The sequence below is a fragment of the Geodermatophilus sp. DSM 45219 genome (assembly GCF_900104025.1).
Taxonomy (GTDB): domain Bacteria; phylum Actinomycetota; class Actinomycetes; order Mycobacteriales; family Geodermatophilaceae; genus Geodermatophilus.
Genome location: NZ_FNIQ01000004.1, coordinates 197,248 through 209,870, shown reverse-complemented (window position 1 = coordinate 209,870; position 12,623 = coordinate 197,248). Strand labels below are relative to the sequence as shown.

The following is a 12,623-nucleotide window of genomic DNA, read 5'->3' as shown; positions in this document are numbered from 1 at the left end:
TTGCAGCAGGAAGCCGGAGGAGCGGCAGACGGACGCCACGTTCGTCGGGTCGTTCAGAGCCGCGACGCCAATGCGCTCGTGGACTTCGTCGCTGTGACCGAGTCGTTCGACACGGGGCGGCTCCTGCCGTTCATCCCGCCGAGCGCACCGACGGACGTGGGTACCTGGCAGAAACGGACGAAGGCTTGGAAGAGGCACGCGGGCACCGACCCGACAACGTTCGACCGGTGGCAGGCGCTCATGGGTTTTGTGGATGTCCGCAACGCGCTGCAGCACGGGCTCGGGCGACTGACGGACCAGCAGCTGCGACACCGGGAGCAGCTCCTCGGGCAGGTCCAGGCCGCCGGCGTGAACCTGAACGGGGATCGGCTCACGGTCACCCAGGTCGACGCCGAACGCTGTTACCGCACCTGCACGGACTACATCCGGTTCCTTGACGCGCTCTGCCCCTCCGCTTGACCGCCCGACGACATGGCGATGACAGCCAGTAACTCGGCGACACCGGCTACGACACGAAATGACCCCGCCGACGACACAAGGTGGCAACTAGGGCTGACTGAGACCACTGGCGGCCGGCACTCACGAGTAGCCGATGGACTGCAGGATCTCCAAGATCAAGACGGTCACACGTCTTGCATTTCGGCTGGCCGTGCCCTGGCTGTGGGCGGGCAGGCGACAGCCGTCCACCAATGGGGGGTGGCTTGATCGTCTGCGGACGAAGGCTTGATCGTCGAGCACAGGACCTGTTCCACGTTCCTTCTACGCGTACGACGAAGAGGCCCTGGCCCCAACCCTGGCGTCGCCGAGCTACTGGAGAAGTGCGGCAGCGGTAGTAGAGGCCGCCTTCCTACGGTCCGCGGCCGTGATGACGCTGCACAAGCTGACCGCCGGGGACGGCTACACGTACCTGACGCGGCAGGTGGCAGCGTTCGACGCGACGGAGCGGGGTCACGCCGGCCTGGGCGACTACTACTCCCAGCGGGGCGAGTCCCCGGGGAGGTGGACCGGCAACGGCCTCGCCGGGCTCAGCGGCGTGAGCGCCGGTCAGCCCGTCGCCGAAGGGCAGATGAAGTCGCTCTTCGGAGAGGGGCGGCATCCCGACGCCGAGCGGCTCGAGAAGGAAGCCCTCGCCCGGGGACAGACGCCGCAGGAGGCGCTGGCGGCGGGAGCCCTAGGACGGGCCTTCTACGTCTTCACTCCTCAAGCCGACGGCTTTTGGGCCCGCTGCGCGGAGGAGTTCGCAGCCTTCAACACGGCCCGCGGGCAGCCGGCCACCGCCCCGGTCCCGGACGACGACCGAGCGAGGATCCGCAGCGACCTCGCCCGGGTCATGTTCGCCGAGGCCTACGGCCGCGCACCGCACGATGCCCGCGAGCTGTCGGGGTTCCTCGCCCGGGTCTCACGGCCGGCAACGACGGCGGTGGCCGGCTACGACCTCACCTTCTCCCCGGTCAAGTCGGTGTCGGCGTTGTGGGCGCTGGCACCGCGGGCGGTGGCCGAGCAGATCGAGGCCGCCCACGCCGCCGCGGTCGCCGACGCCCTGGCCTGGCTGGAGGACAACGCGTGCTTCACCCGGCTGGGCACCGACGGGGTGCGGCAGGTGGAGACTACCGGGCTGATCGCCGCGGTGTTCACCCACCGCGACTCCCGCGCCGGCGATCCCGATCTGCACAGCCACGTGGCGGTGAGCAACAAGGTGCAGACCCGCGATGGGCACTGGCGGGCGCTGGACGGGCGGGTGCTGCACAAGGCCGCCGTCGCCGCCTCCGAGCGCTACGACACCCGGCTGGAGGCGGACCTCGTCACCCGCCTTTGTGTTCGGTTCACCGACCGTCCCGGCCCCACCCCGGGACGGCGGACGGTGCGGGAAATCGCCGGCATGGACGAAGGGCTCTTGACGGCGTGGTCGTCGCGGCGTCGGGACATCGACGCCCGCCGCGCAGTGCTCGCCGGCGACTTCCAGCGCGACCACGGCCGGCCGCCGACGGCGGTGGAGGCGATCGCGCTGGCGCAGCAGGCGACGTTGGAGACCCGCGGTCCCAAGCACGAGCCTCGCTCGCTCGTCGAGCAGCGGGCCACCTGGCGGCGTGAGGCCGCCGCCGTCTTCGGCGGCCCCGACCGCATCACCCGGATGCTCGGCCGCGTACTGGGCGCTCAAGCGTCCCCGCGCCCGGGGGTCACCGAGGCCTGGGTTCGGACGGCCGCCGTCCGGGTGCTGGACACCGTCTCGGAAGCGCGGGCCACCTGGCAGGTCTGGCACGTACGCGCCGAGGCCGAGCGGGTGGTGCGTGCCGCCGCCCTGGCACCGGACGACGTGGACGCCGCGGTCACCCGGATCAGCGAGGGGGTGCTCTCCCCCGGCCTGTCCGTACCGCTGGGTGAGTCGGATCCGGTGGTCGAGCCGGCGGAGCTGCGCCGCTCGGACGGCACCAGCGTCTACACCGTCGCCGGTGCCCGGCTCTACACCAGCCAGGCGGTGCTGGACGCCGAGGCGCTGCTTTTGACCGCCGCCGGCCGCATCGACGGACGACGCGCCGATCCGGCCACCGTGGAGCTCGCGCTGCTGGAAGCCACCGCCAACGGCGCCGGGCTCAATCCCGGCCAGGCGCAGCTGGTGCGCGAACTCGCGGGCAGCGGCGCCCGAGTGCAACTGGCCCTCGCCCCGGCCGGCGCGGGCAAGACGACTGCGCTGGCGACCCTGGCTCGCGCCTGGACCGCCGGCGGTGGCACGGTGCTCGGCCTGGCGCCGTCGGCCGTGGCCACCGCCGGGCTGCGCGAGTCCCTGAGAGCACCGTGCGACACGCTGGCCAAGCTCATCTGGTGCCTCGACGGCGGGCAGTCACCCGACTGGATGGCCGGCATCGGGCCGACCACGCTGGTGGTCGTCGACGAGGCCGGCATGGCCGGCACCCGCGAGTTGGGCCGCGCGGTCGAGCACGTCCTGGGGCGGGGCGGGTCGCTGCGGCTGGTTGGCGATCATCAACAGCTGACCTCCGTCGCCGCTGGCGGCGTGCTGACCGAGATCGCGGCCACCCACGGCGCTGTCACCCTCACCCAATTGGTGCGCTTCACCGACCCGGCCGAGGCCGCGGCCACCGTCGCCGTCCGGGACGGCGATACCCTCGGGCTGGGCTTCCACCTCGACTCCGGCCGCGTGCACGTCGGGGACCTGGCCGCCTGCGCCGAGCAGGCTTACGCCGCCTGGGCCGCCGACTCCGCCCGCGGCATGGACGCACTGCTGCTGGCCGCCACCCGGGACCTGGTCACACAGCTGAACCAGCGGGCGCGGGCCGACCGGCTTGCAGGCGCCGCCTCCTCCCCGGGCGCGGAGGTCGAGCTGGCCGACGGCACCCGCGCCGGGACCGGGGACCCGGTTATCACCCGCGCCAACAACCGACGTCTACCGATCACCGCCACCGAGTGGGTGAAAAATGGTGACCGCTTCACCGTCCAGGCCGTCGGCCGGGACGGCGCCCTCGACGTCGTCCACACCGGCACCCGACGGCGGATCACCCTGCCGGCGGACTACGTCGCCGAGCACGTGCAGCTGGGCTACGCGACCACAGTGCACGGCGCCCAGGGCACCACCGCCGACGTCTGCCACACCGTGCTCGCTGGCGGCGAGTCCCGGCAGCTGCTCTACGTCGCGCTCTCCCGTGGGCGCGCCGCCAACCACTTGTACTTGGCCACCGTCGGCGACGGCGATCCGCACAGCATCGTCACCCCCGCCGCCGTGTCACCGCCAACCGCCACCGACCTGCTGGCCGGCATGCTGGCCCGCGACGGCGCCCAGATCTCCGCAGCCGGCGCGCGCCGGGCGCTGGCCGACCCGGCCGAGCAGCTACACGCCGCCGCGACGCGGTACGCCGACGCGCTGCGCGTCGCCGCCGACCACCGCCTGGATGCTGCGACTGCAGAAGAACTGGAGGACGCCGCCGAGCGCCTGCACCCGGGGCTGACCAGCGCGCCGGCGTGGCCGACGCTGCGCGGACGCCTGGCGCTACTCGCGCTCATCGGCGCTGACCCTGTCGCCGTCCTGAGGACGACGGTCGAAGCACGGGAACTGGAGACGGCGAACGACCCCGCTGCCGTCCTCGACCACCGGCTGCCCGAATCCGGTCCGGCCGGCCCGCTGCCGTGGCTGCCCGGCATACCGGCCGCCCTGGTCGACGATCCCCGGTGGGGCCCCTACCTAACCGCCCGCGCCGACCACGTCACCGCCAACGCGGCACGAGTTGGCTCCGCCGCCACCGAGATGACCGCGGCCACCGCACCGGTCTGGGCTCAACGCCTGCTGGGCCCGGGCCACGATGCACTGCGGGCCGACCTCGCCGTCTGGCGCGCAGCACTCGCCGTTCCCGACAGCGACCGGCGCCCCACCGGACCGCCCCGGCAACCGCTTGCAGAACGCCGATCCCAGACGCGACTGGACAAGGCGGTGACCGCCGCCAGTCCCGTCCGTGACGGCTCCGTGTGGGCGGCGCTGGCCGACGGCATCGACCCCCGCATCCGACGCGACGAGCACTGGCCGGTCCTCGCCGACCGGCTGGCCGCCGCCGACCGCGCCGGTCTCGACGCCGCCGGAATGCTCGCCGCCGTCGCCGCACAGAGTCCCCTGCCCGACGACCTGCCCGCCGCGGCCCTGTGGTGGCGGCTGTCGCCCCACGTCACCCCGGCCACCGTTCCCGCGGCGCCGGGCGCGGCCGGACCGCGCCCGGACTGGTGCGCCACCCTGCTGGGCCGGCTGCCCGACGAACAAGCCGGGCTCGTGCTGGCCGACCCCGCGTGGCCGGCGCTAGTCACCGCGGTCACCAATGGCATCCGCACCGGCTGGTCCCCCGCCGACCTGCTCACCGCCGCATTCGCCGGACTGCCAACCGCGGTGACCGGCGACGCGACCGGCCTGGCCGAGGCACTGGTCTTCCGGGTCGCCGCCCTCACCGACCCAACCCCCGCGCACCACCCCGAACCGCTGCCGGCCGATCTGCAGCCACCCGACGACGCGCACCTGCTGCCGACCGTGCCCGCGCCGACCACCGCCGCCACCGACCCCGCGGACGTGCCGCCCGGCGACGAGGACGCGCCGTTCGACCCTGACTACGACACCCCTCCCCCGGCGTCGCCGCCGCGGCATCGCACGCCGGACCCGTTCACCCTCACCGGCGCGGTCGAGGCCGCCGACGACGCGGACTACCTGCTTGAGCAGCACTTCTGGGCCACCGCCGTGGTCGGCCGCGAGCGGCTCATCGAGCTCAACAGCCAGACCGCAGCCTTCTTCACCGACCACTACTCCGACGCCTGGGCCCCGGGCTACCTGCACGATCGGCTGGGGACCGACCTCACCACCGATCCTCGCTTCACCCCCGGCTACGCCCCCGCCAGCTGGACGGCGCTCGTCGACCATCTGCGTGGCCTCGGCGCCACCGATACCGAACTGGTCGCCGCGGGCCTCGCCCAATGCGCCCGCACCGGCGCCCTGATCGACCGGTTCCGGGACCGGCTCACCTTTCCCATCCACGACGCCGACGGCGCCATCGTCGGCTTCATCGCCCGCCGCAACCCCACCGCAGCCGACGACGGACGGGCCGGACCCAAGTACCTGAACACCCCGGGCACCGACCTGTACCGCAAGGGCGAGCACCTCTTCGGGCTCCACGAGACCCGAGTTGCGCTCGCCGCTGGAGCCACCCCGGCTCTCGTCGAAGGGCCACTGGACGCGATCGCCCTCACCCTGGCCGGGGCTGGACAGGTCGTTGGCGTCGCCACCCTCGGCACCGCCCTCACCGACCGGCAGGCCAACCTTCTCGGCCGCTACATCGGCACCGACGGTCCCGGCATCCTCGTAGCCACCGACAACGACCTCGCCGGGCAGCGCGCCGCCGAGCGCATCTACTGGCAGCTCACCAGGCGCGGTGACGCCCCGCGTCGCCTCGCCCTACCCGAGGGACTCGATCCCGCCGACCTCGTCCACCGCGACGGCGCCATCGGGCTGCGGACGGCCATCGACTCCTCCCGCAGCCTCGCCGACATCCTTCTCGACGCTCGCGTCACCCCGGCCTTCCGCCCCGGAAGCAACGCGAACATTCAGGCAGCACTACGCGAAGCAAGCGCCATCATCGTTGCCCTGCCACCCAGCCGGTGGATGGCGCACATTGATCGGGTCACTGATTTACTTGCCGTGCCGCCCGGCATCGTCCACAGGGCCGTGCTCGACGCCGACTCGAACACCTTGGCAACCCGCAGGAACACGGCTGGACCACGACGGGCGTCCCGCTCTTCGCTCCCAAACGAAAATGCTTCACGGACCGCCCATACGGGACAGGGGCTACGACGAGACCCGCCCGACCTGCATCTCCTCCGGTGAAGGTCTGTCATCCGTGACATCCGCTGGTGCCGACATGAGGGCCGTTCGAGGGACGTTCGCCCGGCGAATGGTGAACAGCGAGGAACCCGCCTGTCAGGATTCGCGATCTTGGAGGGTGTCATACAGGAACTCGGTCAGGGCGACAGCGGCGTTGAACGCCAGTCGGCCGTGCCGTTCGAGCGCCGGACTGGCGGTGGAACGCCCATGCCCGCGACCGATTTGGTTTCGCAGCTCCGCGAGGCCGAACACGGTCGTGTTCAGTGCGCCGAGAACTTTGTGGGCGGCCTCGCTGCCCTTGGCGCTGTCGGGTACCGACTCTCTGGCTAGGCCAAGTTCTGCGGCGACCTTCTTGTACAACTTGGGGAGATCCTCAGTCCCGTGGGCGATGCCGCGCTTGTCGAGGATGAGCTTGTACATCGATTCGACGAGCTCCTTCGCGCTCGCGATAGCGCCAGCGGGGTCGGATGCGAGGTCGCGCTCGATCGCGTCGAGATGGTCCATCAGCGCGGAGTGGTCGTCAAGCAGGGTGCGGGTCGGGAGCCGGAGCGCGGTTGCCGGGCTGTGGCTGGCGGTGATCCGCGTGCCGGCGTAGATGGGCTTGCCGCTCAGATAGGTCGCAGGCTTCAGCTGGTAGCCGTCCGGGCGCAACTGGCGGTTGAACTCGGCGACGAGCTTCGTAACCTCGTCCTCGTCTGACCGGACGACCGGGTGGACCATCTCGCACAAGAAGGCCACGAACTGCTCGTCGGACCCACCGGCGAGGTTGAACCGGACGTCGCCGAACACCCAATCGTCGTCCCAGTCGTAGTTGTTGATGCGGTGCTGATGGATGTCGCCAAGGGCGTTCTCGTAGCGGGTGTCGTACGACGGCAGGTCCGCCGCGTTCGGCCAGACTCGAACGATGAACTGAGTCTCTTCAAGACGCCCGGCCCAGGCCACGCGCTCCATCGTGAGGTAGTCGAAGATGTTGCGGCGGGTCAGGTCGGTGACGGACTTCTTGTTCATGCCGGGGTCATTGTCTCACCTGTGGCCGAGCAGTACCGAACCGTTCCCAGCCACCGGCGGACGACTTCATCAGGAACCATTAGCCGCCAGGGCGCGAAGGCCAATGTGCCCGGTGACCTCTGACTGCACCCGGCGCGTCACCCGACCCTGGCCCTCAGAAGGTGCTGACGCCGGAGATCAGCCGAAGTCGGCGTGGTCGAGACGGCGGTGGATGTACGACAAGAGGGCGAACGCGTCGAGGAAGTCGGTCCGGTCCTCCTCGGAGCCGAGACGGGTCGAGTGTGCGCGCGGATTGCGGTAGTGCCCATGCACGCCGAGCAGCAGGCTCTTGAATCCCCTGTGCTCGCTCTCCTGCGACGGGCTCGCCAACGCGTTGATGGTGACCCGTGGTGACTTGGTCTTCGAGCCGAAGACTTCGTCGTAGAGTTCAGCGCCGTCCAATGCGATGCCGGTGGTGGAGCGGACGCGGTCCGGGATGGACTTCGCGGCCTCACTGAGCGCGTGGAACAGCGACTGGGCCAAGAGCTCTTCTCGACAGAAAGTGAGCAGCTGCTCGTGGCAGCCGCGGCGGCGCAGCTCCGCGTGGAGTGTGCCGGCGAGCTCGGCAGCCTCTGACAAGGTCCGCGCACGCTGCTTCACGCGCATTAGCTTCCCAGCGTCGTTGACGCCGAGCCCGTGGAGCACCAAGACCTCGTTGAGCTGAGCCTGGAGGCTGTGGAAGCGGACGTGGTCGTTCACGTACCGGGTCGGGTCCATCGCCGCGGCCAGGAACACGACAAGGGTGGCACCATCGCCGCGGCGGACCTGGGTGTTGTGCAGGGTGTGCAGTAGCCGGGTTCGCTTATTGGGGCCGTCCTCGAACTCGAACACCTTGGCGTGCTTCAAGACGGCGACAAGCTCGCCTCCGGACAGACCGGGGTAGTCAGTCTGTGCGAGGACGTTCGAGATCGCCTCGGTGACGGCGAGGTCGTACACCGGCGGATTGAGCATGCGACGCATCGTGTCAGCCGTCACCGACCGCAGTATGGGGATCCGGCTGTCGGCACCCTTCGCGCAACGAGCCCTAGCGCGCGTACCGCGCGCAACGCGCGGCAGCCGGCGAGCCTCTCGGAGAACGACCGACTACAGGCGACACTGAAGGCAATGGGCGACGACATTTTGGGCGGCGTGCGGCAATGGCTGGAGAAGAGCGGGCATGCTTTCGAGCTGAGAATTGCGCGTGCATTCCGTGAAGGAGGCGCCAAACCGGTAGACGTATCCTTCTCGTACACTGATGCCGTTAGTGGCATCTTGCGCGAGGGCGATGTGCTCGCCCGATTCGGCTGGAAGGCCTTGAACGACACTCCCGCTTCCGTTGAGGTTGTCGTCGAATGCAAGAGCGGTCGCGACGATCCCTGGGTAGCCTTCTACGATAAGTCCATCGCGAAGGGCTCCGAACTGGAAGATTGGGTTTACTTCGCCCACGGCCCCTTTTTGGGCGTCACGGAGCCCCTGGGAGAGTCGTGGATCGGTCAGCCACCGTTTGATGCGGTTCGGACTGCTAGCCACCTCGTGGCTGCGCATGTCAAGGACTCGCATAACCCTGCCAGCGATGCGGTGAGGCAGGTCTTGAGTGCCGCAGAAGGCCGTCGTAAGTGGTACCTCGAGAGGCAGGGGCAGGATCGTCGCGGTTGCGTCATCGTCCCGGTCGTCGTAACCGGCGGCCGCCTGGTTGCGTGCCATCTGGACGCCGAGGGGGAGGTCCATCTCGAGGAAGTTCCTGCGCGGCAGTGGTCGCGGGGCCACGTAGCGGGAAGCCGGCTCGGGTTTTCGTCCTCACTGAGAGTGCCGTGGGTGAGTTCGCTCGCGCCATCGCTGAGTTGACTGGTCAAGCGCACGAAGCGGCACGGTTCGGGTAGCCACACCGACGCCGAGGATGCCCGCCAACAGGGACCGGCGTAGGACGTGGCCGAGCTGATCCCTAGCCGCAGAGCTGTAACCGCCTTCGGCGCCCACAAGAGCCGACGTGGCCGCCCGCCGGGCCGTACTCAACAGCCAGCGTTTGAGGAAGTGTCGGAGGGCAGGTTGAGGATGCAAGAGATGGATGGCCTGCTAGAGCGAACGGTCTCGTTCGCGTACGACTACAAGGTGACGTGCCGGTCGTGCACTGGCACCTCGCCCTTAGCCAGTTCCGACTACCACCACGAAATCAACGAGGCCCACATGGACTGTGCCCACTGCGGCGCGGACGTCCATTTCGGTCCTGCTGTCTTCGCCCTGCGCGACGCTGAGGATCCGGCCTTGGATGATCAATGGGTGGGCCGCGCCGCCTGGTATCACACGAGCACCGACGGCGACTGGCCCTACGGGACTCATACCATGCCGACCGAGACCAAAAGCCCCATCGCCCGGCTGCTGTCCCCGGACGGGCTGAAGCGAGCCCGTGAACGCTACGAGAACCAAGCCCTGCACCTGGGAACGTACGAAGCGGCTATCGAATCGATGCTGCGCCGGATGCACAACCAGGCCGACGGCGGATCGCAGTTCTACATCTACCGTGTCAGGCTGCGCGAGGGGCTCTCAGTCGAAGCGGGCTGGCGCGATGAGAACCATGCAGAGGCCGCACAGATCACCCAGCAGGAACTCGGAGCCGTCGAGGCCATCCGCTATCTCAATGTGCATGAATCGCCCGGTTCGATCTCGCTGGCCGTTCGGCGGGGCGCAATCGATGCGACGCAGCGGGTGGCGCTTCCGGTCGCCGCCCCTGGGCAGAGTACCCGCGACCTGCTCACAGAGGTGGCCCTACTCCGGGCACAAATCGATGAGATGGAAGTCCACAGGCCGGCCGCCCTGGACCTGATCGACCAACTCGGCGCCGAAGGGGCCGCCAGGCGCGGGACCGCCTTCGTCCGATCGCCGTCACCCGAGCAGTACGCGCTGCTGGACGGGATCGACGCATTGCTAGAGGACAGGCTTCTGCCTGACGCGTCTTGCCCGGTGAAATCCGCGTTCACCCGCGCACTAGGGGCGTGGCGCCACGCCCAATACCCCTACGTCGACGATGCCGCCTACATTCAGCGCTTCGCGGCGCTGGCAGCGACCGTCCATGACCCGGACGCAATCCTCCGGGCCCTTGTCTCGAAACCGATTCAGGAGCTTCGACCGTGGCAGCCATGACCAAACAGCAACGACTACGCACGACGGCCGAAGGGTTCATCGCCGGCCTCGTCGTCTGTGGCTTCCGAGGGCCCTGGCGGTGGAGCCACCTCGACTGGGAACTGCCCTTCTACCGCGTCTGGCGCCAGTGGCCCCCGCAGCAGCGGACCCCTGACCGATTCCCCGCCTTTCAGGTCGGCGGCCATGGCCGCAGCTCTCAAGCCCGAGAAATGCTGTGGCAGCTTAAGCGGACCAGCCCCTTCCATGACCTGCATAGCCAGGAATTACCGACCGAGCCCAGGGGACTCACTCCCCTGGAGTACCTCGAGATCTGGGCCGACACTGCAGCCCCAAACGAATGGACGGCGCTCGCTGAAGCGTTTCTCGCTGAGATGGGCACACATTCGCAGTAGGTCGTGGGACGGCAGCGTTGATGACTTGGACCGAAGCTTCCGGCTCGACGTCGGCACAGTCGCTCGCTGGCGGGAGCGCAGCGAATCGGCTATGGGGAGGGTGGGATCTGTCGCGGCGAATGGAGCAGCCGGGTCCCCGTGCTGTCGCGGTCGACGGCGTGGGCGCGAGTGAGCAGGCGCTCGGCGTCGCCCGGCACCTTCGCTCCCCGGTCCCGCCGGTCGGTTCGGTGCCGTTGCACCACTGCCCCTGTCTCCGCGGCGCGGTTCAGCGCATCGGCCAGTCCTGTCGACAGATCGGCAGCCCGACCGACGACCTGCCGGAGGTCGTCGAAGTCGGCGCCGCTGGCCCGCACGTGTCTTCCGGCGATTACCGCCTGTATGCGGTCCTCGGGCATGGCTTCCATGGGGGGCAGGTCTCGGGCGTTCGCGAACAGCTGGCCGGTGCGGGACCAGCGCTCGACCGCCACGGTGAGCCGGTCCGCGAGCACTGGGATCTGATTCGCTGACTCCTGGACCGCAGCTGCCACGTCCGCGGGCGTCTTCTGGCCGTGCTGCTCGCCCATGTCTGCGGGCGCGCCGATCTCGTTGCGCAGGGCGCGGACGAGCGCCTGCGCCGACGCGACGACGCTTCCCGGGTCACCAGGCACTCCTCGGCGTCCGTCGTGGAAGACCATGCTGGCGCGACCGGCAAGTTGCCAAGCGAGCCCAGCGACCAGCGGTGGTCCGGCGTCCCTTCCCGTCATGCCCGCCGCGACGGCGGCGTGACGACTGGTGAGCTCGGCGGCGGCGACGGCGGCACGGAAGTCCCGCAACGTCAGGTCGTCGGCTCGCTGTGCACGGTCCAGCGCAGCCAGGAGGCCTGCGGCAGCGTCCAGGACGGTCACCTCGGCCTTTCCTGACGGCGGGCCAGGCAGGGGAACCAGACGCTCGAGCACCACGGAGGCCGCGGCGGTCGGCGGATCGGCCTGCGCGTCACGCTCAATGGTGGCGGCCCACTGGCGGACGACATTCAGCTCCGGAGCTGCCGCCTCCGGCAGCAGACGGCGACCGAGTCGTGCGCAGTGGTCGGCGACCTCGGCCACCTCGACGGTGACCGCCCAGCGGTGGGAGCGGCCCATGACGGACCGGTCGCGGCCGATGAGGTCGGCGGCGGCGCCGGCGAGGTCAGTGAGCGGCCCGCCGCTGTGCGGCCACAGTCGGCCGGCGGTCATGCAGGCGGCCGCGAGCGCGGTGACGTTGCGCTGCCGGTGGCTGTCGCCGGGGGTAAGCCCGTCTTCGGCCAGTCCGGACAGCGCCCGGCCCAGGTGAGCCACTGCTCCGCTGGCGTCCTCGATGGTCGTCGCCGCGGGGTGTACACCGGCGCTATCGGTGAGATCGTCGAGCAGCTGTCGCAGGGTGGTGACCACCGTTCAGCCCAGTCGTCGCAGGGCGTGGCGGGCGGCCCGCGCGGCGTCGAGGACATGCGTGCTGGCGAAGGCCTGCTCGTCGAGGAGGCCGAGTGCGCCCATCGCTGCGCGGATGCTGGCGGCGGGGTCGCCGTCGATCAGCGGGACGGGTTGGGCGCGTCCGCCGGCGAGCTCGAGGAGTTCGGCGGCGTAGAGGCACTCCAGTGCGATGTCGGCCGGCACCTGCTCCCTGTCGGCGCCCACGGCGTCGAGCAGGGAGGCGGCGTAGCCGAGCGGGTCGCTGCCCGTGTCGGCGGCCAT

Annotated in this window: 9 protein-coding genes; 5 read left to right on the top strand and 4 right to left on the bottom strand. The window is 70.1% G+C overall.

What is annotated here, in order from left to right; translation table 11 throughout:
* The first annotated feature begins 78 nt into the window (after positions 1 to 78).
* Positions 79 to 459, top strand: a complete 381-nt coding sequence (locus tag BLR12_RS13935; protein ID WP_091379104.1) for a hypothetical protein — start codon at positions 79 to 81, stop codon at positions 457 to 459.
* Between the two features lie 406 nt (positions 460 to 865).
* Positions 866 to 6,364: a MobF family relaxase gene (mobF, locus tag BLR12_RS13930; RefSeq protein WP_255363540.1), complete on the top strand. Its 5,499-nt coding sequence runs from the start codon at positions 866 to 868 to the stop codon at positions 6,362 to 6,364.
* A 93-nt stretch (positions 6,365 to 6,457) separates the two neighbouring features.
* Here mobF and BLR12_RS13925 read toward each other — a convergent pair whose 3' ends face one another.
* Complete coding sequence (locus BLR12_RS13925; RefSeq protein ID WP_091379099.1) at positions 6,458 to 7,369, bottom strand: abortive infection family protein; 912 nt, start codon at positions 7,367 to 7,369, stop codon at positions 6,458 to 6,460.
* Between the two features lie 177 nt (positions 7,370 to 7,546).
* Positions 7,547 to 8,383, bottom strand: a complete 837-nt coding sequence (locus BLR12_RS13920) for a TIGR02391 family protein (protein WP_218120667.1) — start codon at positions 8,381 to 8,383, stop codon at positions 7,547 to 7,549.
* Between the two features lie 129 nt (positions 8,384 to 8,512).
* On the opposite strand from BLR12_RS13920, the gene BLR12_RS13915 reads away from it, so the two are divergent.
* The 3 genes from BLR12_RS13915 to BLR12_RS13905 all read left to right on the top strand — a co-directional run bounded on the left by BLR12_RS13915 (position 8,513) and on the right by BLR12_RS13905 (position 10,917).
* Entirely contained in the window at positions 8,513 to 9,232 is a 720-nt protein-coding gene (locus BLR12_RS13915; RefSeq protein ID WP_091379097.1) for a hypothetical protein, read from the top strand.
* 216 nt (positions 9,233 to 9,448) lie between these two features.
* Positions 9,449 to 10,525: a hypothetical protein gene (locus BLR12_RS13910; RefSeq protein ID WP_143018777.1), complete on the top strand. Its 1,077-nt coding sequence runs from the start codon at positions 9,449 to 9,451 to the stop codon at positions 10,523 to 10,525.
* Positions 10,513 to 10,917, top strand: a complete 405-nt coding sequence (locus tag BLR12_RS13905) for a hypothetical protein (protein ID WP_091379093.1) — start codon at positions 10,513 to 10,515, stop codon at positions 10,915 to 10,917. The genes BLR12_RS13910 and BLR12_RS13905 overlap by 13 nt, the downstream gene beginning before the upstream one ends.
* 89 nt (positions 10,918 to 11,006) lie before the next feature.
* Here BLR12_RS13905 and BLR12_RS13900 read toward each other — a convergent pair whose 3' ends face one another.
* On the bottom strand, positions 11,007 to 12,323 hold the full coding sequence (locus BLR12_RS13900) for a hypothetical protein (protein ID WP_091379090.1): 1,317 nt from the start codon (positions 12,321 to 12,323) through the stop codon (positions 11,007 to 11,009).
* Between the two features lie 3 nt (positions 12,324 to 12,326).
* The gene (locus BLR12_RS13895; RefSeq protein ID WP_091379087.1) at positions 12,327 to 12,623 is read right to left on the bottom strand and encodes a hypothetical protein; all 297 of its coding nucleotides are present in this window, start codon (positions 12,621 to 12,623) and stop codon (positions 12,327 to 12,329) included.

What these genes read in the sequence shown, in the direction of transcription:
- mobF (WP_255363540.1), top strand. Translation starts at nt 866, where the DNA reads ATGACGCTGCACAAGCTGACCGCCGGGGACGGCTACACGTACCTGACG.
- BLR12_RS13925 (WP_091379099.1), bottom strand. Translation starts at nt 7,369, where the DNA reads ATGAACAAGAAGTCCGTCACCGACCTGACCCGCCGCAACATCTTCGAC.
- BLR12_RS13915 (WP_091379097.1), top strand. Translation starts at nt 8,513, where the DNA reads ATGGGCGACGACATTTTGGGCGGCGTGCGGCAATGGCTGGAGAAGAGC.
- BLR12_RS13910 (WP_143018777.1), top strand. Translation starts at nt 9,449, where the DNA reads ATGGATGGCCTGCTAGAGCGAACGGTCTCGTTCGCGTACGACTACAAG.
- BLR12_RS13895 (WP_091379087.1), bottom strand. Translation starts at nt 12,623, where the DNA reads ATGGCCGCCGACACGGGCAGCGACCCGCTCGGCTACGCCGCCTCCCTG.